Genomic DNA, 19,702 nt, shown 5'->3' on the forward strand with positions numbered 1-19,702 from the left:
GGAGGGCGGCCTTCGGGCCGCCTTTTTTCATGCGCAGGCCGCAGCCTCCTCGCTGCCCAGGGGAGGGCGGCGATCGCGGGCGAACGAGTTGCCCGGAAAGGACTTGGCGTATTTCTTGATGTGCGCCGCGCGCTCACCGATCTCCAGCAGGGTGCACTTGCCGCCGATCTCCATGATGCCCAGGGAGATGGACACCAGGGGGAACTGGCGCTCCATGCCGTCGCGGCCCACGGCCTGGATCCAGCCCTTTTGGCGGTCGGCCAGGCAGTAGCAGTTGCGGACCAGACGTTTGAAGCAGCGGATCGCGGCCCGGCAGATGGGCTCGGCCGAGTCGTTTCCGGTGAGGATGACGAAGTCGTCGCCGCCGATGTGGCAGAGTCGAGCGTCGCCCGGGCCATACTTCTTCACCGCCCAGGCGAGGATGTCGGCCGCGAGTTTGATGATCCGATCGCCGTTCTTGAAGCCGTAGGTGTCGTTGTAGACCTTGAAGTGGTCCAGGTCGGCGTAGATCAGACTGAAGGCCTTGTTGCGGGCGATGCGGGCCTCGATCTCTTGCTCCATGAGCACGTTGCCTGGCAGGCCGGTGAGTGGGTTGGTGCCCTTGGCCATCTCTACCTGGACTTGGGCCAGGGTGTTCATGATCCTCTGCACCGTGACCACGCCGAACAGCTTGCCCTTCTTGGTCACGATGACGTCGTCGTAGGCCTTGAGGTGCTCACGCTGCATGGCCTGCTTGGCCACCTGCTCCACGGGCGCGGTCTCGTCCACCACGAGCGGGTTCTCGTCCATGACCGAGTCCACCGGCCGCTTGAAGAACAGGGCCACGCCGTACTGCGAGGAGAGCTGGCGGTTGAGGTGGTACTCCATGATCAAGCCCTTGGGCGTGTCGCCGCTCGTCACCACCAGGCTGGAAAACGCACGGTTTTTCTCGAAGAAGTGCTGGGCCTCGGAGACGAGGAATTCCAGCGATACCGCGTGCGGAGCCTCGGCCAGCTTGCCAACGGGCATGGAGCAGCTGAACGATTTCTGGGACAGGTCGCCTACCAGCCTGAGTTCGTCTGCCTCCACGGCCAGACAGGGGCGGGGAAAGGCGGGCCGTGCCAGGAAGTAGCCCTGACCGTAGTGTACGCCGATGTCCAGGAGACAGATGGCCTGCGCCCGGTTTTCGATGCCCTCGGCGATGATTTTGGCCCCGATCTTTTCCGCGAAGGTGGTGATGGTCTCCAACAGGGCTCGTTTCACCGGATCGCGATCCACGTTGGTCACCAGGGACATGTCGATCTTCATGAAGTCCGGCTGGATCTCGGCGATGGAGGAGAGTCCCGAGTAGCCCGCGCCCACATCGTCCACGGCCACCTGGAAACCCTGGCTGCGGTAGTGTTCCAGGGTCCGGTGAAAGAGTCCGAAATCCTGGAGTCTGTGGCGTTCCGTGATCTCGAAGACGATGTTGCCAGGCTTCATGCCCGCCAACTCGAGGAGCTGGAGCGTCTTCCCCGGGGTGAATTCGGGGTCGACCATGGTGCGCGGATGGATGTTCAGGAAGAGTTTCTGGTCCGGGGTGATGTCGCCCAGATTCATGATGGCCTTTTCCCGGCAGATTTCCTCCAGGGCGAAGAGCCGCTCCAGCTGCTCGGCCAGCTCGAAGAGCATGATCGGCGACTGGAAGGAGGAGCCCGCCGGGCCGCGGGCCAGGGCCTCCCAGCCCATGATCGTGCCCGTGGAGAAGTCCATGATGGGCTGGTAGAAGGCGCTCACGGCCTTTGAGCGCAGGAGTTCGTTGAAGCGGGAGGCGATTTCCAGCCTGGAGAGGTCCAGGCGCGAGCGGGCCGAGCGCCGGGCCTCGGTCACGGCCTGTAAAAAGCGTTTCTCCCAATCCCCAGCGCCGCCCGCTTCAAAACGGGCGAAGCCGATGCCCAGCTCCACCTCGCGGCCGGTCCATTTGAGCATGGTCCGCTTCAGCTCGTTCTGGGCCTTGATCTTCATGGCGTAGGACAAGTCGGCGAGGTTTTCATCTTTGGCCGATGGCCAGATCAGGAGATACTCCCCCGACTCGGAAGTCAGGCAGTGGATGTCCTCCTCGCGGGCCAAGTCCGCGCCGCAGCTCAGAAGCGACAGCCGGAGCTGGTCCTCGATGCGGCGCACCAGATCCTCTCCGAACAGTTCGCTGTAGAGATAGTGGTCCTGGATCGCGAAAAGAACCAGGCTGGTGGACGGGGAGTGACGGAGATTGCCGGTCAGCGGGGGATGGGGCGTGTCTCGCCGGTCGTCCTTGGTCTGTCTGCCGCGCAGGGAGAGTCGCCCGGAATGGAAGATGGTCTGGGGCATGTCCGCCTCGTTGTCCTGGGGAATGTGACGCCGACGCGGGAAAAGCCCGTGTGGCGATCGCATCCCTCCTAACGCCGCTTCGGCGGGAGGATGTGACGGGCTGGTGACGGAACGGAGGTTTTTCGGTGCCGCTTTGAAGGCGTCCCGCCGGGGATTTCCGGCGGGACGCGGCCTTAGCGGTAGTAAAGGTTGCGGCCGCCCATGGTCAGGAAGGCCTGCTGGAGATTTTTGCGGATTTCGCGGCGGTCCCAGATGTCCTGGATGTGCCCCCGTGACAGGGCGCTGTGCGCACTGTGGTAGTTGGGCGGAATGTCCAATCCCGTGGTCTCCTTGATGACCCCGGGACCGGCGAAGCCGATGCGCGCCGAGCGCACTGCGAACTGATAGGGCGAACATCCCAGGAAGCTGGCCACGGGACCGGCGTAGGAATTGGTGTCGTAGAGCACGATGTACAGGCCGCCCGCCTCGATGTAGCGGCGCACGGCCAGCGTGCAGCGGGGCATTTGGATCAGGCCGTTGAGGCCTTCCTGGATGCGGATTCCGGCCGTGCCGTGGACGTAGGCCAGGAAGGGTTGGTGCCGCTTGCGGGCCAGGGACAGGGCGCGGATGAACTTTTCGCCCTCGGCCGCGCCCACGGAGCCCCCCCGAAAATTTGCCACGAGCATGGCGCAGGTGAGCTGGATGCCGTGGATGGCCGCCGAGAAGGTCATGCAGGCGCTCTGCATGCCGTTCTTCTCCTTGGCCTCCTTTATGCGCTGCTCGAAGCCGGGGAAACCGGTGGGGTTGCCCGCGGCGATGTTCTTGTTGAATTCGTGGATGGAGTCCGGGTCGAAGACGTTGGCCAGGTACCACTGGTATTCCATGGGGAAGTGGTGCCCGCAGTTGGGGCAGGCCCCGCCGAACTCGCCGTAGAGATCGCGGGCCCAGATGTCCAGACAGCCGCGTTTGTCCGCGTGCGGGCAGCTGATTTCCCGATCCTCCTTGGCCTTGGGCGAGAGGTAGCTGACGCAGTTCTCCACGCCCGTGGCGCAGGCCGAGGGTTCTGACAGGCTGGTCAGGGCGTCCGCTCCGCCGTGGCCGCCGGCCACGCCGAGCTTCTCCATGGTGGACTTGCGGAAACGGCGGAACTTGTCCGTGACCACTTGGACGTCGTCGATCACGTCTTCGGTCCATTCGCCGACTTTCTTCCTGAACTTGCGGAACAGGTCGTAGCGGATGGCCGAGTGCGCGGAGGCCAGGAAGCCGATGCGCGCGGAGGCCATCTTCTCCAGCAGGCTGCGGTTGTCGGCGAAGGCTCGCTGGGCCATGCGGCGATACTTGCGGTAGCGCCGCCAGATGAGCCGCTCCTTGGCCCGGGGGGAAAGCTCCCAGCGCACGATGATGTTTTCCACGCTGGAGCCGTTGCGCCCGGCGCGCATGGCCGCGAGGCGGAAGATGCGCATGCCGCGCACGGAGAGTGCCACCTCGTCGGTGGCGCGGATGACCTCGGCGCGCAGGCGCTTGAAGAATTCGAAGTGTTCGGGCCGCGCGCCCAGGGGCGGTTCCTGCACGATGCCGTCGATGTAGCCGTTGCGCAGATTGTCCTCGGCCGTGATCTGCTGGGACGCGGCGCAGCGTTCGATGAGTTCCGCCGAGGCGCGCTGACCGCCGCGCAGGCGCCCTTCGATGGCCGCCGCGCCCTCCGGCGAGATCACCGAGTAGTAGCCGTGGGAGAGCATGAGACGTCTGTCGGCCATGCCGATGGCCTCGGCCCCGCCGGAGCCGCCCTCGCAGATGACCGAAACGATGGGCACGGGCAGCCCGCCCATCTCGTAGATGTTCTCCGCGATCTGCTGGGCCGCGCCGGGGAAGTCCTCGATGGGGTAGGAACCGGGGGTGAAGACGTAGGCATGGATGGGGATGTTCTCCCGGGCAGCGACCTTCATGTACTTGAGAGCCTTGGAATTGCCCCAGGGCTTGATGGAGCCGCCGTTGCGGAACTCCTCGCCGTGGCCTTTCTCCTGGCCCACCACCATGACCGGGTGGTTGGTGACCCGGTCGCCGACGCGGCGGGTGATGTAGGCTCGGGCGATGCACATGCCCGGGTCGATGTTCACCTCGCCCTTGCCGCCGATCTCGGTGTAGTTGTCGTAGACGTTCTCCAGGATGTCCTTGAGGCAGATGTGCTGGGGATGGCGGACGATGCGCACCTTGTCCATGGGCGTGATTTGCTGGTCGAGGCTCTCCTCCAAGGCGGAAAGCCGTTGCTCCAGCGCGGAAGCCTGGTCGCGGAGCTCCTCGGCCGAAATCGAGGCCGCGCGGGCCATGACCTCGTCCAGATGCTGGGCGAAGGCCATGAGCTTCTTGTTCTGTTTGTCGCCCAGGATGTCTTGGGCGTAGCGCACCCGCTCGGTCAGTTCCTGCAGGCGTTTGTCGGTGTCCATGAAGACTGATGCCATGGTCTGCGGATCCTTAGAATTCGAGCAGTCGCCCGGTCTTGGTCTTGAGGAAGTCGAGGTTCGATTTCATGGTCGAGCCCGTGCCGTCCGTTCCCTCCAGCCGGAAGGATTCCAGGATCTCCAGGCCACGGGTCTTGGCCTGCTCCAGATCCTCGCCCCAGAGAATGGCCAGGGCCAGGTTGGGGTCATACTCCGTGGGGATCTGATAGACTTCGCCGCGCGGCACATGGGTATGCACCGAAAGCCACGGCTTGGCGTTCCAGTCCATGCGCTCGATGCGGCCGGCCCAGGGGGTGAAGCGGTTCTGCGTGTCCTCGGCGATGATCCGGTACTCGATGGACACCCCCTCGAAGGTGATGTCCTCCTGGCTGTAGCCCAAGGGGTCGCCCAGGCCGATGCGGATCTGCTCCTGGATGAGGTTCACCCCTGCCTGCCCGCGGACGCGGGAGATGGCCGCCGAGACGCCGTTCTCCACCTGGATGCGAGTATTCACTTCCATCAGGAAGGGTTCGCCTTTGGGGGTCACGATCCATTCCCAGGTGCCCACGTTGTCGTAGCGGATCTCACGGGCCATGCGCAGGGAGTGGGAGGTGATGTCGTCCAGTACCTTCTCGGCGTCGAAGGAATACTGGATGCCCTGGGGGAAGAAGCCGGGCGCCACCTCGATGCGTTTCTGCAATCCCGGGCTCTGCACCGAGCAGTTGCGGGTGCCGAAGTGCACGGGGGTGCGGCCCGAGCGGTCCGAGACCACCTGCACTTCCAGGTGGTTGAAGTTGAAGATGCGCTGTTCGATGAGCACGCCCTCGTCATTGAAGGTGCGCGCGGCGTAATTGCGGATGCGGCGGTAGGTCTGGCGGAAACGGTCCATGTCATGGACCTCGTCGATGCCCATGCCGCCGCCGCCCGCCGAGGCCTTGACGAGCACAGTGGGACGGCCCACGCCCTGGCGCTCCTGGAAGTCGAAGAGTTGGCGGGCGATGTCCTCGGCCTCCATCTCGTCATAGATGGCCCGGTCGGAGCCCGGGATGGTCGGCACGCCGAGGCCGCGCGCCAAGCGCTTGGTGTTGATCTTGTCGCCCAGGTCGCGGATGACCCACCAGGATGGTCCGATGAAGAGCATCGAGCGGGTCCGCTCCGTGACGCGTCGGGCGAAGCGGAAGTTCTCCGAGAAGAATCCGTAGCCGGGATGTACGGCGGTGCACTCGGCCTCGTCGCACACGGCCAGGATGTCCCCGGCGTCGATGTAGTTGTGGATGCGGTAGGCCGCCTTGTCGCCTCCCCATCGGCGGGCCAGGGCCACATGGCCGGAGTCGGAGTCTTCGCGCGTATACACGCAGACGAACTCGTGCCCCAGCGTGCGGCAGGCTTCCATGATACGGATGGCGATCTCGCCTCGGTTGGCGATGAGAATTTTATGCGTGGTTCGGCTCACGTCGATGAAGATCTCCGATCAAAAATTTCCAGCGCCCCAGGGATAGCCGTTCTTGACCGGAATGGCAATAGCCTCTTTCGTAATGAAAATGTAATAAATTAGAGGTGTTGAAAAAGCGTCCCGGGAATATTGGGATTCCTTGATTTCGTCCCTGAAGCCTTTTGCGGCAAAGCTTCCTGAAGGTAGTCTCGGCCTGGCTGAAACCCTTGGCCTCCGATCAGGACGGTGGTAAGGGGTGATATCGGCAACCGCATCCAAGGGGGAGACCATGCGCCCGGCCGCCCTGTTCCGATCGCTGTTCGCGTTCCTGCTGCTCCTGTTCCTGACGGCGACCCCGTCTTTGGCACTGCGTTTCGTGGTCATATCCGACACTCAGGGCCTGTCCACGGAACAGGTGATCAACGGGAAGGTGCTGCGGGAAGTCCAGAGCCGCATCCTGGAGCTTTCCCCCAAACCGTCCTTCGTGGTGGTCACCGGTGATCTGGCCATCGTGGCCGGGGAGCCTGACGGCAGAACGCATTTCGCCGAGTGGATCCGGACCATGCGTCCCTTGGCCGAGGCCGGGATCGCGGTCTGGCCGCTGGTCGGCAACCACGACCTTTACGTCAACGGTGTGTTCGGCATGCAGCATCGTTGGTTGCAGGACGCCTTCGTCTCATCCTTTCCGGATGTGCCCCGGAATGGTCCCGAAGATTACGAGGGGCTGGCCTATTCGTTTGAAGATCACGACTCCGGTTCGTTCTTCGCCATGCTGGATACCTACCATATCCCCAAGAGCATGGATTCCATCGTTTACACCCGGCGTGGGCATCTGCGCGACGAGCAGCTGAACTGGCTGGACGAGAAGCTGGTCGAAACCAAGGCCAAGCACCGCTTCGTCTTCGGCCACAACCCGGTGTTTTCGCCGCTGGATCCCCAGCAGACCTGCGCCGGAAACTGGTGCGACCTGTGGCAGATCATGAGTCGGGGTGGCGTTCGCGTCTATTTTTGCGGCCATGACCATCTCTATTCCCGCAAGGTCGTCGAAGCCGGCACCCACCCGTCCGCCGAGTCCGGCATGTTGCAGGTCATCACGCCCACGGCCGGAGGCAAGCCCACCAAGCTCGACAAGCTGATGTTGGACGACTCCTGGCATCTCTGGAGCGGCCACGGCTTTGTATTGGTGGACGTGGTCGGCGATACGATCACGGTCACGGCCTGGGGGCGCGGCGCCCACGGCTGGGAGCAGATCGACGGATTCGACATCAAGTCGTATTGATGCGTTCGCGAAAAGTCGACATGCTCCTGGATTGGCTGCGCCGCCCAGGCACAGCCTCCATTCAAGTCGAACACGGGGAATGGCCCCATGAACGTGGGGCGGACGTTTCGTCGAGACGTCCGTCGTCTCGTCTTTTGCCGGGCCTTTCAGGATTCCCGGCCATCGGCCACCTTGAACATCTGATCATCTTTGACAAAATTCTCTAGAGTCGTGTAATAAGTGTAGCTATGAATCCGAAGGCCCGACAAATGGCCATATATGCCCTGCTGCTCCTGGTGGCAGCGAGTTCGGCGATCTGGGTCTATCCTCGGCTTCGTCCAGGACCGGTGGCGCTGCATCGGGCGGAACGTCTGCTGGCGAGTGGAGGATCTTCAGCGGTCTTGCCCCTTCTCCGGGAGGCCGGGCAGGCCCGCGGTTTGTCTCTTGAAGAGCGGTTGAGGGTCGCCGCCGCGTTGCGTGACGCGGGCGATTACGCCGAAGCTGAACCCCTGTACCGGAGGCTTCTGGGCACTCGGGTGGATGGGGAGGCCCGTTTTCGTCTGGCCGAGACCTTGGCCTGGACAGGACGGTTTCTGGAGGCTGCGGACCTTTGTAGGGAGATGCTCACGCGCGATCCGTCCGATCGGCGTGCGCGCCTGCTCCTGGCTCGCGTTTTGTCCTGGGACGGCCGCCTGGAGGAATCCATCGTCCAGTATCGTGCTTTGTTGGGGGAATCGCCGTGATCAGAATTTTTCTGCTCTTGCTCGTCGCGCTGCTGGCCATGCCCTGTCCTGCGTCGGCCCAGGATCCGGGCCGGGTGGCTCCAGCTGTGGGGCAGGAGGTCCAGGACTGGCGGGCCCGGTTGGAAATGGCCCGGTTGCTGGGCTATTCCAAGCGGTATGATGAGGCCTTGGGCGAATATCGCAAGGTGCTTGTCGAACAGCCGGACTCCCGCGAGGCCCGCATTGGCATGGCCCAGGTACTCTTTTGGACGGGGCGCAACGTCGAGGCTTCCGAGGCGATCAAAGGTCTGGACGAGAACGGCTTGACCGCCGAGGAGCGCCTGCTCTGGGCGGATCTGGCGGTGACCCGGAAGGATTGGGCTGGAGCCGGGCGGCTCTATCGGGCCTATCTGGTCGATCATCCCGGGGACCAGGCGGTGCGCTTCCGGTTGGCCGAAGTGCTCTCCTGGGACGGCAGGTTCAAGGACTCCATCAAGGAATACGAAAGCCTTCTGGCTGCGGCGCCCGGCGACAGGCAGATCCGCAGGAAATATGCCCAGGTCCTGGAATGGGCGGGCAGGCGGGACGATGCCATCAGGGAATACCAGAAAAGTCTCGCGGACTAGCTGGGCGTTGCTGCCCGCGCTACTGGCCGTATTCCTGCTGGCGGCCTGGGAGGGCGAGGCGCGCGCCGCAAGCCTGGTTCCCGAGTCCGCACGCATTTCGGATTACCAGGCCCGTCTGGCCATGGCCCGGCTGCTGGCCCTGAAGGACGTCGATCTCAAGCGCGCCGAGGCCCAGTATCACATCCTGCAGCGGTCCAGACCTGGAGACCGGACGGTGAGGAGCGAGCTGGAGGGCGTTCGCGCCCGTTTGGCCCGTCTGGCTGCCGTCGCTGCCCCGTCGTCCCCGCTTGCGTCCCGGCTTTCGGCCCCGCCGTCGGACCCGGATATGGAACAGGCCCGGGAGCTCTTCTACCAGGGCGATTTTTACGGCGCGGAACGTCTGCTGCGTCCCCGTTCCGTCCAGGGGGACCGCGCGGCCACCTTGCTGCTGGCCGAGATTCTCGACGCGGGACAGCGTCGGACGGAGTCCGCGTGGATACTGGAGGATCTGCTGCGCCGCGATCCCGGGGATCGCGACGCCCGTCTGGCCCTGGCGCGGGTGCGCCTGAACGAGGAACGTCCGGCCGAGGCGCTTGAGGCCTTGGCCCCATTGCAGCCGGACGACGCCGGGGCCGCGTTGTCGCGCGCCCTTGCCGAACGTCGCCTTGGGCGGCCGGACGCGGCCCTGGTTGTTCTGGCGCGGGTTCCCGTCTCTTCCGGGATCGACATTGAACGGGGGCGCATTTTGCGCAACCTGGATCGCGATGCCGAAGCCCGGACCGCGTTCGCCGAGGCCGCCCGCCTGGCTCCGGACGATCCCGAGGCGGCCTACGAGGCGGCCGCACCCGATGAGCGTACTGGCGACGCCTTCACGACCGCCCTGGTCGCCCGGGAAAAACGGGCCAATGCCCTGTTACGTTGGGCCACCCTTTACTCCCGCGACGGCGCGCACGAGCCAGCCCTGCGCTGCATCGACGCGGCCCTGGCCCGGGAGCCGAAGTCCTTTCCGGCCCGCGAGGCCCGCGCCGAAACCCTGGCATGGTCCGGACGACGGGAGGCATCCATCCACGAACTCAAAGTCCTGGAACTGGAGCATCCCGATAATTTCAAGGTGCTTCTGGCGCTGGCGCGGGTTCTCAGTTGGGATCGCCGTTACGAGGAGGCCCTGACCACATATGCCCGTCTGCGCGACCTGAACCCTTCCGATCCCGTACCCCAGCGCGAGGCCGCCCGCGTGGCCTACTGGGGCAAGATGCCGGAACGGGGCGCGGACCTTTACGCCTCAGCCGGGGAGCTTCTGCCCGAGGCCGCCCGCGAGGGAAGGGCCAAGGCCTTGCTGCACGACGGTAGGTTCGCCCGGGCCCAGGCCGAGTATGACGCCTTGGTCGACGAAGAGCCGGCCAACCAGGAGGCCCTTTTCGACCGAGGACAGTCGGCCTGCGTTTTGGGGCTCCGAGATCGTGAAAGGGAGTCCTATTCTCGCCTGTTGGACCTGGACCCCCTGCACGGACAGGCCGGGCAGGCCCTGCGGCGACTGGATGTGCGCGAAGCTCCCGCCGCCCTGGTCGGAGGCGAGTACTGGCGCGAAGACGGGCATGGCGACCTGTCCCGCATCGAGCGCGTACGTTTCGACGCCGGCCTCTCCGCCCCGTTGGGCGAACGTTTCCGCATGCGACTTGTCCAGCACCTTTGGCTGGACAGCCCGGAACGTGAATCCACGACCTACGACGCCGTGGGGCAAACCCTCGGATTCGGCGGAGCCGTCAACGAACACCTTCGGCTGGACGCCTCCTGGACGAACAAGCGATACGGGAACAGAGGCCTGGACAATCTCGATACGGGACGGGTCCGCCTGGAGTTCAATCTGAACGACGCGGCTCGCCTGGGGCTGGGCGCCGAGCGCATGGAGGAGTTGGCCAACGGCTACGCCCTGCGAAAGGGCATGTATTCGGACAATGTCTTCCTCGATGCGTCCGCCAACCTGACCCGACGGCTGGACGTGAGCGCCGAGGTGCGCGGCAGGAATTATCGCGATGGCAATTCCGGCGATTCCCAACGGCTGGCCGTGGGGTACGCCTTCACCGACCACCCCCGCACTCTGCGCCTGCTTTTGTCCGGAGAGCGTCGGGACACCAAGGACAAAAGCCTGTCCCTGTATTCCGGCCCCACCCTCGTGGATATCGTGCATCCCTACTGGACGCCCCAGGACTACTACGCCGGCTGGGCTGAGTTGCAGTGGGAGCACGACCTGTCGCGTGAATTCTACTGCGGCTCGGCGAAGAACGTCTACGGGTTGGCCCTGGGCGGCGGCACGGACACGGACGACAACCCGGCGGTGCGCGTCTCGGGCCGCTGGCGCTATGAGTTCCTGGAACGCTGGAATCTGGAGGCTCGCGGCCAGATGCACCGCTCCCCGCAGTGGGACGCCGACGCCATATCCCTGTGGCTCGGCTACGCCTTCACCTCGGAGGAACGTCCATGAGCCGCCTGGGGAAAATCATTCTCTCCCTGACTGTCGCCGCGGGCATCGCCTCAATCCTGCTCTATCTCATGGCCCGCACCGTGCTTTTCTTTCTGGCCCCCGTGCTCTGGTACGAAAAGAGCCTGGCGGCGTTTCTGCTCCTGGCCGAAGCATTCACCATGGTCCACGCCCTGGGCTACTTCCTGAACATCCGCCATGTGATAGCCGCTCCGGACCGGCCGCGTTTCTCCATGGACAACGTGCCCGAGCTGACGACCTATCCACCGGTGGCCATCATCGTTTCTTCCTTCAAGGAACCTCTGGAGGTCATCGAGGCCACGCTGACCTGTTTCTACAACCTGACGTATCCCAACAAGCATATCTATTTCTTGGACGACACGCGCTACGATCTGCCTGGGCAGGATCCCCAGCTCATGGCCTCCTACCGCCACTCGGTGGACGACCTCTGCCGCCGCATCGGCGTGAACCTCTTCCGGCGCAAATGGCGCGGGGCCAAGGCGGGAATGGTCAACGACTTTCTTGACTTCCTGGCCGGAAGACCCAAGGCGGGCTTCGAGTTCACCCCGTTCGAGGACATTCCGCGTCGCGAGACCGAAAAGTACGTCATTCTCTTCGACGCGGACATGAACCCGTTGCCGGACTTCGTGGAGCCGTTGGTGGCCTTCATGGAGGCCAATCCCCGCTTGGCCTTCATCCAAACCCCTCAATACTATTCCAATTTCTTGACCAATCGCGTGGCCCGCGCCGCCGGGCTCCAACAGGCCGTGTTCTACGAATACATCTGCGAGGGCAAGAGCATCCAGGACGCCATGTTCTGCTGCGGCACCAACGTCATTTTCCGGCGTGAGGCCTTGGAGAGCGTCGGCGGGTTCGACGAGTCCTCCGTGACCGAGGATTTCGCCACCTCGCTCAAGTTCCACATCACGGGCTGGAGCTCGGCCTATCTGAACAAGGTTTGCGCCTTCGGCCTCGGCCCGGAGGATCTGGGCGGCTACTTCCGGCAACAGTTCCGCTGGGCCCTGGGTACCGTGGGCCTGCTGCGCACGATTCTCGGAACCTTTCTGCGCGGCCCCGGACGTCTTCCGGCGGCCAAATGGTGGGAGTATTTTCTCTCCGGTTCGCATTATTTCGTGGGGTGGGTGCTGTTCATCATGATGCTCTGCCCGGTGCTCTATCTCATCACCGGAGTCCCGAGCTTCTTCGCCCGGCCGGAACTGTACCTTCTTTTCTTCCTGCCCTACGTGGTTCTGACCCTGGTTCTCTTCGTCTACACCATGACCCAGCGCCGCTACCGTTTCAAGGAGCTGGCCGTGGGCATCATTCTCCAGGCGCTGACCTTTCCGGTGTACATGAAGGCATCCCTGCTGGGCATTCTCGGATATCGAGGCACGTTCAAGACCACGCCCAAGGGCAGTTCCAAGGCTTTGCCTCTGTATGCTCTCTGGATTCAGGTGGGCATGGCCGCGGCCTGCGCTTTCGCCCTGGCCTTCGGGGGCATGCGCCTGCTCAACGGCGACGGGCCCGTTTCGGCCTTGCTGGCCAACGGATTCTGGACTTTCTACCACCTGGGGCTCCTATCCACGGCCCTTTATTTCAACCATCCCGAGGAGCCCCGACCATGAGGCGTCGTCCCGGTCTGCTCCTGGTGATCCTCTGCCTGCTCACCGCCTGTTCCTCGGAGAAACCGCCCCTGGCTTTCGGAGTGGCGCTGCACGGCGCGGTCACGGCCGAGGCGATGGAGCGGGCCGCCGCCCTGGCCGGAGTCACGCCCTCGCTGGTGATCTTCTATGTACAGTGGCCTGGCGAACCCCGTGCCGAAGGATTCCCCGCGGCATGTCTTGAGACGGCGGAACGTGCAGGGGCCGTAGCCTGCGTCACCTGGGAACCCATGAGCGTGGCGGGGGACGTGGAGAACGCCGTTCCGGCCGGGCGCATCCTTTCCGGCGAATACGATCCCTACATCGATCATTTCGCCCGCGCGGCGCGGGACTTTGGACGGCCGCTCATCCTGCGTTTCGCCCACGAGATGAACCTGGCGCGCTACCACTGGGGCACCTCGGCCGAGGAATACGGCCCGGCCAGCCCGGATCTCTATAAGCGCATGTTCCGGCATGTGCGCCAACGGTTCCGGGCCCAGGGCGCGGGCAACGTGCTCTTCGCCTTCTGTCCCAATGCCGAGTCCATCCCCGCCGCCCCGTGGAATACCTTGGAAGCTTGGTTTCCCGGGGCCGACGAGGTGGATGTGCTGGGGATGGACGGCTATGATTGGGGCCGGACGCGCACCCACGCGGAACATGGCTGGGACAGTTCGCCGAGAAGTTTTGTGAGCGTGTTCAAGACTGCCCGCAAGGCTCTGCTGCCCTTGGACCCGGGCGCCCCGTTGCTCGTGTTTGAAACCTCCTCGGCCGATGCGGCGGGCAAAGCCGAATGGCTTGCCTCGGCCGTGAAGACTGCCGGAGACTGGGGACTGGCCGGTCTGGTCTGGTTCCAGGCCGAGAAGGAAGCGGACTGGCGACTGCCGGAGGGTGGGGTGCCGGAAAGGCTGCGCGACCGCCTGGCCGCGCCCCGGACTTGGCGGGTCTGGCTCCACTCGCTAGCGATCGAGCGACGGGGAGGCTGAAGATGGGCGCTGAGGACAAAAGACAAGAACCGCGCGTGGACGTCTGCTCGGTGGTCCTGCCCTTTCTGGGCACACGCGTGGAGGATCACCAGCCGTTTCAGTATCTTTTGCAGGACGTGAGTCCCGGCGGCATCCGCATCGCCCTCCCTCGTTGGGTTGCGAGCCGGGAATGCCTGAAGATCGGGGATGCCATCGATTTTCACGTGCCCTTCCGCATGGGCGCGCACATCCTCTCCATCGGGACGGTGAGTTGGCAGCGTTGGGACGCGGAATACGAGGCCCAGATCCTCGGCGCGTCGTTGACCCGCAGGGCTCCGGCCTTCTATCCCGTGCATCTTGAGGTGGAAACGCGGGACGTGACCCTGAACCTCACGGACTTCCGAAGCGCCGACGATATGTTGGTCAAAGTGGTCAAGGACGCCGCGTTCCTCAAACGGGGGCTGCTGATCTATCTCGGGCATTTGGAAGCGTTTTTTTCCCGGGTGGGAGGGCTGTCCGCCGAGGAGTACGGGGAGTTCCAGGAGCAGATACTGGAGGATGTGCGGGCCAAGGTCCGACGCAATGCCGTCTGGCTGGACGGCCTGCTGGAGCGGGTGCGCGGAGGGCTGGGCGTCGGCGGTCTGGACCTGGAGGAACTGCGGGCGGTCATGGAGCCGGAGATCTATCTGGACATCTTCCGGTTCGCCCTGGGTTCCCAGACCACCCGGCTGTACATGGCGGCCATGAAGGAACTCGAGAAAAAGACCTATTCGGCCTACAACGCCATCGTCATGCTCTATATCAGCGCGTTGGGGGGAGCCTCCTCTTGCGCAATGTCAGCTCATTGACGCCGTCCCGGGAGGAGTAGCGCACTTCGTCCATCGTTTCGACCATGATCTGGAGACCCATGCCGCCCCTGGCAAGCCGGGACGGGCCGCCGGGCATCGGGAAACCGCCTCGCGTGGGGAGGGGCTTGGTCAGGGCGCGTCCCGTGTCCCGCACGACGACATCGATTCCGTCGGCCACCGGACTGGCCAAGATTTCCACCGTTCGTCCGGGGGCACCCTCGTAAGCGTGGCGGATGGCGTTGTTCACCGCCTCGCAGACGGCCAATTCCAGCTCGTCGGACGCCTCCGATGGCAGGCCGACGCTTCGGGCGAATTCGGCCACGGCCCGGCCCGCCCCGGCCACCTGTTCCAGATGGCTGGAGATGCGCAGGCGCAACAGCGGCCGGTCGTCCTTTTCCATGAGTCAGCCTCGCAGGGCGTTCACCATCTCTTCGACATTATTGAAGATGCGGAAAACACCCCGGTCCAGCCTAGTGATGGCGAACAGCTTGCTGACTTTTTCGGAAAGCCCGGCAAGAACGATTTCGCCCGAGCCTCCCAGGGTTTTCATGGTCGAGAGCAGAGCGGCCAACCCCGTGGAGTCCATGAAGTCCACGTCCGAAAAATCAAGCGCCATGCGGAGTTTTCCGGAGTGAATGAAGTCCACCATGGCACTCTTGAAAACCCCGGCGGACGCGGCATCCAGACGAGGCCCCTCCACGCGGACCACGAGAATATCCCCCTCCATTCGTGAACGCAGGGTCATGTTTCCTCCTCAGCAGCGAGTTATGGGCGTGTAACGCAGGCAGATCATGCTCAGGTCGTCCTCCGGATCCCAGGACGCCCCGTGGGCTCGCAAGGCCTCTTCCAGCCTTTTGATCACGTCCTTGGCTTCCTTGCCACCGGGGGCAGTCATCACTTGTTTCATCCCCTCAGTGCCGAACTGGACGCCGTCTTCGTCCTGATGTTCGATGCAACCATCCGTGTACAAGAGCAACGAGTCTCCTTCGCACAGGGTGAGAACTCCGCCCTGTTGCGGCAAGCCCAGGCCGATCATCGGCCCGCCGGCGTCCAGATGTTCCATCCGGCCGTCGCCGCACAGAAGCAGCGGGGGAGGGTGCCCGGCGTTGGCATAGCGCAGCCGCCCCGAAGGGATGTGCAGGATGAGGCAGATCATGGTGAAGAACATGTTGAAGCGCTCCAGGGGATATTCGCGCTCCAGGCGGGCCAATATCTCCTCCGGTGCAGCGAACGCCTCCTCTGGAATCGCGGAATCCCAAAGCGCCGACCCAGGCCGTAGAGCGTGCGCCAGGGAGGTGGACACCAGGGCCGGGGCCACGCCGTGGCCGCTCACATCCACGAGGCAGGCGGCCGCGTGATCTCCGTCCAAGGCGAAGAGGGAGAACCAATCACCGCCGACGATGCGGCTGGGATGGTAGGACCAGGCCGCATCCAGACCGGCGAAGCAGACGTCGCCTTGCGGCAGCATGGTTTGTTGGATGGCGGCGGCCATGGACAGGTCGCGGTCCACCTCGGCCTGCCGGGAAGCCAGCTTGCGGTGGGCTGTTTCCAAGGCCTCGCGGTCGGCCTTGCGTTGGGAAATGTCGCGCAGGATGCCGGTGAAGAGCACCTCGCCCCCACTGCGCAGCACGCTCACGGCGAGTTCCAGATCCACTAGGGAGCCGTCCCTGCGTCGGCCAGGAACCTCCCGGCCTCCCTTGCCTATGACCCGGGTCACGCCCAGGGTCAGGTAATTGGCCATGTACTGGGGGTGCAGGGTGCGATGGGGTTCGGGCATGAGGTCAGTGAGCGGACGGCCTTCCAATTCTTCGGGGGCGTAGCCGAAGATGCGGGCCGCGGCCAGATTCGCGGAGCGGATGATTCCCAGGACGTCCACCGTGAAGATGCCATCCACCGCCGTGTCCAGGATGGCTTCCAGCTTGGCCTCGCTGTGGAGTAGAGCTTCTTGGGCGGTTATTCGATCCGTGATGTCAACGGCGATACCAAGAAATCCAATGAGTCGGCCGTCAACGTCGCGTCGCGCGGTGACGGACAGCTCCACTTGGAGATTCCGCCCGTCCTTGCGGACGTAGGTCCATTCCCGGGTGTCGTGGCGTCCCGTGCGGGCCAGGGCCACCAAGACCTCGAATCCCTGGGCTTCGATTCCATGTTCCTGGCGCAAGACATCCTCATGCGCTCGGATTTCAGCCGCGAGATGGAACGTCTCTGGCGTCGCCTTGCCGATCATCTCCTCGGCGGTGAAGCCGAGCAGGTTTTCGGCCCCGCTGTTGAATACGGTGATCGTACCCCGCTGGTCCGTGGCGATGATGGAAACCTGGGAGGCGGCGTCCAGTACGCCGTGAAGTTCGGCGTTCCGAACGGCCAGTTCCGCCCTGTCCCGATCATGCTCATCCAGTTCGTCTTGAAGATGTTTGACGGCGCCTTCCAAGGCCACAGTCCTGCGCGCCAGGGAACGTTCCGTCTCTTTCAGGCGTTGGAGCACCACAGCCAGCAAGATCGCCGCGCCAAGGGAACCCGTGCCGACCACCAGAAAGGATACGGGCCTGGGACTCACGCCGGCCAGGAAGTATGCCAGAGCCGAGGCTCCGAGCATGAGGGCCAGATATACCAGGCCGTGCGCCAGTACGCGGTTCAAGAATTTGGAAGTGTATGGAGGGTGCCTCACGTCTCAATCCTTGTAGAAGGTTTATCAGTTTGCCGCCGTCATGGGAATGCCCAAGACCCTGTAGGCGCACCATGTCTCGGCTGCGCGTTCTTTTCGGCCCGTGTTTGAACGCCGCGCTCTCCAAGCCAATGAGATCGTGCGCATGCTCGTGGTGTGGGCGGCTGTCTTCGCCCGCCCTTCTGCCCGGCATGTCCTGTTGTTCGTTCAGGACTGGCCTCCTTGCGTGGGGGGCCGCGTTTGGAGTAGCTTTCGTCGGTCGGCCGCTCGGGCGTGGATCCGTTCCCGGCTCGCTTCCCGTGGATAGGAGCGATGAACCCTGGGCCATGGCATCGACCGGGTGCTTTTGGAGTTTTCCAATTCGTATGCCCAGAGCCGCCTGAGGGCTTTATCCTCGTGCATCTGGTCCTGCGCGGCAGCGTTTGTCGGCCTTTCTCAGGTCATCGTGGGTCGAAAATAGAGGAAGAAATGAAGCGGCGAGAAAAATAAAGAGAGGAATATTTTATTGATATTACGGGAAAATTGGCGCGCCCGGGAGGACTCGAACCCCCGACCAAGAGCTTAGAAGGGTCAATTTATATTGACTCAACCTGCCAATATTTCTATTATAAAAAATAATTCGTCGACCTCATAGGACAATTTCAGGACAGTGCAATCAAGGGGAGGGGGCATGGCTTCCATCTCAAGGCAGACTTCTGGCAGGTGGCAGGCGAAGGTCAGAAAAGTCGGCTTTCCATTGCGCTCCAAAACCTTTGCGACCAAAGCGGATGCCGAAGCCTGGGCCAGGGCCCAGGAGCGGGAGATGGATCGCGGGGCCTTCCTGCCCACGGACGCGGCCGAACGCACAAGCGTCGCCGCGATTCTGGATCGCTACATCCTTGAGGTGTTCCCGAGACTGGCCGGGGAGGGGAAGAACTTTCACGCGAACATGGCCCGGATGAAGGCCGAAATCGGCGGAATCTCCCTGTCCGCGCTCGATCCCTCACACATCTCCGCGTATCGGGACAAGGCTCTGACCCTGGTGAGCGCGCAGACCGTGCGGCATGACCTCGGCTTGCTCAGCCGGGCCTTGAAGATGGCCGTCATCGACTGGGGCATCGCGCTTCCGCGTGGGCTGCCCACCGCCCTGGTAAGGCTCCCGAAAGTTCCCCGGTCCCGAGACAGGCGTCTGAAGTCCGGCGAGGAGGCGAAGCTTCTCAGGGCGGCGGAGGCCTACGGTGGGGAGATAGGGGATGTTATCTCCTTTGCGCTGGAGACGGCCGCCAGGCGCACGGAGATCGCTTCCATGCGCTGGGAGCATGTAGATCTGAAAAGTCGAGTAGTGACCTTCCCAGAGACGAAAAACGGGGAGATCCGTCGGGCTCCGCTTTCCCCTCGGGCCCTGGAAATTCTCAAGGCCAGAAAACGGGATCTGGGACCGGTCTGGAGGATGCGGCCGGACTCCATCTCGCAAGCCTTTGAGCGGGTCTGCGCGAAGGCCGAGTTGGAGGATTTGCGGTTTCATGATCTCCGGCACGAAGCCGTTTCCAGGCTTTTCGAGAAGGGGCTGAACACGATGGAGGTCGCGGCGATCTCTGGACACAAAACGCTGGCGATGCTGAAGAAGTATACGCATTTGCGGGCGGAGGATTTGGCGGCGAAGCTGTAGTGCCTTGACGTGTAACCAATTTTAGGCTACCAAGTAACCATGACCTGGGATGTTCAATTCACATCGAAGGCTGACAAGCAAGCCAAAGCGCTTCCGCAAGGCATCCGGGAAAGGCTTATGGCTCTGGTTCAGGCTCTTCGCCTTGCCGGGCCAGTTCAAGCGAACATGCCGAACTACGGGAAGATCAAAGGGCAGACGGATACTCACCACTGCCACTTGAAGAAAGGGAAGCCTACTTACGTGGCCGTCTGGCAAGCCTTCAAAAAAGCAAAACAGGTGGTGCTGACCTATGTTGGAACTCACGAAAACGCCCCATACTGACGGAACGGTCTGCCTGACCGTCACTGTGCCCAAGGAACAGGCGGAAGGCGTTGCGGCCGCCCTCGAAGGCATTTTGCGCCTCGTGGGCGAGGTCTCCGGAAAGACTGTCCCGGCCGCCGAGGTCTTGCCGGACATGACTCCCGGGAAGGTCTTGCGCGGCGCCCGGAACCTGCGCGAAATGACCCAGGCGCAGCTTGCCGATGCCCTGGCCATCTCCAAGTCCAATATCTCCGAGATGGAACGCGACGTGCGGCCCATAGGCAAGGAGATGGCGAAGCGTCTGGGTAAGGCCTTGGCGATGCCGTACAAGTCGTTTCTTTTCTAGCAATACAGCCTGGCCCGAAGCCGGGCCGGGCCGAAAACATCACCTTTGAGAGGGCGCG

General features: G+C 63.5%; 16 protein-coding genes. 10 read left to right on the top strand and 6 right to left on the bottom strand.

All coding sequences use genetic code 11. From position 1 onward, the window contains the following. Positions 1-27 precede the first annotated feature (27 nt). The 3 genes from H587_RS0101280 to H587_RS0101290 all read right to left on the bottom strand — a co-directional run bounded on the left by H587_RS0101280 (position 28) and on the right by H587_RS0101290 (position 6,195). Entirely contained in the window at positions 28-2,325 is a 2,298-nt protein-coding gene (locus tag H587_RS0101280) for a GGDEF domain-containing protein (RefSeq protein WP_084630311.1), read from the bottom strand. A gap of 173 nt (positions 2,326-2,498) precedes the next feature. Next, positions 2,499-4,748, bottom strand: coding sequence for an acetyl-CoA carboxylase (locus tag H587_RS0101285; RefSeq protein WP_027174712.1), 2,250 nt, complete (start codon positions 4,746-4,748; stop codon positions 2,499-2,501). Positions 4,749-4,776: 28 nt separating this feature from the next. Then, positions 4,777-6,195, bottom strand: a complete 1,419-nt coding sequence (locus H587_RS0101290; RefSeq protein ID WP_027174713.1) for an ATP-binding protein — start codon at positions 6,193-6,195, stop codon at positions 4,777-4,779. A 268-nt stretch (positions 6,196-6,463) separates the two neighbouring features. On the opposite strand from H587_RS0101290, the gene H587_RS0101295 reads away from it, so the two are divergent. The 7 genes from H587_RS0101295 to H587_RS16855 all read left to right on the top strand — a co-directional run bounded on the left by H587_RS0101295 (position 6,464) and on the right by H587_RS16855 (position 14,688). After that, positions 6,464-7,453 carry a metallophosphoesterase family protein gene (locus H587_RS0101295; protein ID WP_027174714.1) on the top strand — a complete coding sequence of 330 codons (990 nt, stop codon included), beginning with the start codon at positions 6,464-6,466 and terminating at the stop codon, positions 7,451-7,453. A gap of 248 nt (positions 7,454-7,701) precedes the next feature. Then, positions 7,702-8,175, top strand: coding sequence for a tetratricopeptide repeat protein (locus H587_RS0101300; RefSeq protein ID WP_169432736.1), 474 nt, complete (start codon positions 7,702-7,704; stop codon positions 8,173-8,175). Next, entirely contained in the window at positions 8,172-8,780 is a 609-nt protein-coding gene (locus H587_RS0101305; protein WP_027174716.1) for a tetratricopeptide repeat protein, read from the top strand. Before H587_RS0101300 ends, H587_RS0101305 begins: the two co-directional genes overlap by 4 nt. Beyond that, complete coding sequence (locus H587_RS0101310; RefSeq protein WP_156904411.1) at positions 8,743-11,241, top strand: tetratricopeptide repeat protein; 2,499 nt, start codon at positions 8,743-8,745, stop codon at positions 11,239-11,241. Before H587_RS0101305 ends, H587_RS0101310 begins: the two co-directional genes overlap by 38 nt. Beyond that, complete coding sequence (locus H587_RS0101315; protein WP_027174718.1) at positions 11,238-12,863, top strand: glycosyltransferase family 2 protein; 1,626 nt, start codon at positions 11,238-11,240, stop codon at positions 12,861-12,863. The genes H587_RS0101310 and H587_RS0101315 overlap by 4 nt, the downstream gene beginning before the upstream one ends. Continuing rightward, on the top strand, positions 12,860-13,861 hold the full coding sequence (locus tag H587_RS16850) for a glycoside hydrolase family 26 protein (RefSeq protein WP_034608389.1): 1,002 nt from the start codon (positions 12,860-12,862) through the stop codon (positions 13,859-13,861). The genes H587_RS0101315 and H587_RS16850 overlap by 4 nt, the downstream gene beginning before the upstream one ends. Before the next feature lie 2 nt (positions 13,862-13,863). Next, the gene (locus H587_RS16855) at positions 13,864-14,688 is read left to right on the top strand and encodes a PilZ domain-containing protein (protein ID WP_051202357.1); all 825 of its coding nucleotides are present in this window, start codon (positions 13,864-13,866) and stop codon (positions 14,686-14,688) included. Here the strand turns inward: H587_RS16855 and H587_RS19465 are convergent. From H587_RS19465 to H587_RS0101340, 3 genes are read right to left on the bottom strand one after another with little or no spacing between them, the layout of a single operon-like run. After that, positions 14,642-15,088, bottom strand: coding sequence for an ATP-binding protein (locus tag H587_RS19465; RefSeq protein ID WP_051202358.1), 447 nt, complete (start codon positions 15,086-15,088; stop codon positions 14,642-14,644). The two genes, H587_RS16855 and H587_RS19465, sit on opposite strands and share 47 nt — an antisense overlap. A gap of 3 nt (positions 15,089-15,091) precedes the next feature. Beyond that, complete coding sequence (locus H587_RS0101335) at positions 15,092-15,433, bottom strand: STAS domain-containing protein (protein ID WP_027174719.1); 342 nt, start codon at positions 15,431-15,433, stop codon at positions 15,092-15,094. A 9-nt stretch (positions 15,434-15,442) separates the two neighbouring features. Next, positions 15,443-17,353: a PAS domain S-box protein gene (locus H587_RS0101340; protein ID WP_027174720.1), complete on the bottom strand. Its 1,911-nt coding sequence runs from the start codon at positions 17,351-17,353 to the stop codon at positions 15,443-15,445. A gap of 667 nt (positions 17,354-18,020) precedes the next feature. On the opposite strand from H587_RS0101340, the gene H587_RS0101345 reads away from it, so the two are divergent. From H587_RS0101345 to H587_RS0101350, 3 genes are read left to right on the top strand one after another with little or no spacing between them, the layout of a single operon-like run. Beyond that, positions 18,021-18,998 (top strand): integrase, encoded by a 978-nt coding sequence (locus H587_RS0101345; RefSeq protein ID WP_027174721.1) that lies wholly within the window; start codon positions 18,021-18,023, stop codon positions 18,996-18,998. A gap of 39 nt (positions 18,999-19,037) precedes the next feature. Continuing rightward, the gene (locus H587_RS20095; protein WP_084630315.1) at positions 19,038-19,319 is read left to right on the top strand and encodes a cytotoxic translational repressor of toxin-antitoxin stability system; all 282 of its coding nucleotides are present in this window, start codon (positions 19,038-19,040) and stop codon (positions 19,317-19,319) included. Then, positions 19,288-19,644: a helix-turn-helix domain-containing protein gene (locus H587_RS0101350; protein ID WP_027174722.1), complete on the top strand. Its 357-nt coding sequence runs from the start codon at positions 19,288-19,290 to the stop codon at positions 19,642-19,644. Before H587_RS20095 ends, H587_RS0101350 begins: the two co-directional genes overlap by 32 nt. The last annotated feature ends 58 nt before the right edge of the window (positions 19,645-19,702 follow it).

It is taken from the genome of Desulfovibrio aminophilus DSM 12254, from assembly GCF_000422565.1.
Taxonomy (GTDB): domain Bacteria; phylum Desulfobacterota; class Desulfovibrionia; order Desulfovibrionales; family Desulfovibrionaceae; genus Aminidesulfovibrio; species Aminidesulfovibrio aminophilus.

Excerpts from the sequence above, each read along its gene's own strand:
- H587_RS16855 (WP_051202357.1), top strand. The coding sequence starts at position 13,864 with ATGGGCGCTGAGGACAAAAGACAAGAACCGCGCGTGGACGTCTGCTCG.
- H587_RS16850 (WP_034608389.1), top strand. The coding sequence starts at position 12,860 with ATGAGGCGTCGTCCCGGTCTGCTCCTGGTGATCCTCTGCCTGCTCACC.
- H587_RS0101300 (WP_169432736.1), top strand. The coding sequence starts at position 7,702 with ATGGCCATATATGCCCTGCTGCTCCTGGTGGCAGCGAGTTCGGCGATC.
- H587_RS0101310 (WP_156904411.1), top strand. The coding sequence starts at position 8,743 with ATGCCATCAGGGAATACCAGAAAAGTCTCGCGGACTAGCTGGGCGTTG.
- H587_RS0101280 (WP_084630311.1), bottom strand. The coding sequence starts at position 2,325 with ATGCCCCAGACCATCTTCCATTCCGGGCGACTCTCCCTGCGCGGCAGA.
- H587_RS0101315 (WP_027174718.1), top strand. The coding sequence starts at position 11,238 with ATGAGCCGCCTGGGGAAAATCATTCTCTCCCTGACTGTCGCCGCGGGC.
- H587_RS20095 (WP_084630315.1), top strand. The coding sequence starts at position 19,038 with ATGACCTGGGATGTTCAATTCACATCGAAGGCTGACAAGCAAGCCAAA.
- H587_RS0101285 (WP_027174712.1), bottom strand. The coding sequence starts at position 4,748 with ATGGACACCGACAAACGCCTGCAGGAACTGACCGAGCGGGTGCGCTAC.
- H587_RS0101350 (WP_027174722.1), top strand. The coding sequence starts at position 19,288 with ATGTTGGAACTCACGAAAACGCCCCATACTGACGGAACGGTCTGCCTG.
- H587_RS0101335 (WP_027174719.1), bottom strand. The coding sequence starts at position 15,433 with ATGACCCTGCGTTCACGAATGGAGGGGGATATTCTCGTGGTCCGCGTG.
- H587_RS19465 (WP_051202358.1), bottom strand. The coding sequence starts at position 15,088 with ATGGAAAAGGACGACCGGCCGCTGTTGCGCCTGCGCATCTCCAGCCAT.
- H587_RS0101345 (WP_027174721.1), top strand. The coding sequence starts at position 18,021 with ATGGCTTCCATCTCAAGGCAGACTTCTGGCAGGTGGCAGGCGAAGGTC.
- H587_RS0101295 (WP_027174714.1), top strand. The coding sequence starts at position 6,464 with ATGCGCCCGGCCGCCCTGTTCCGATCGCTGTTCGCGTTCCTGCTGCTC.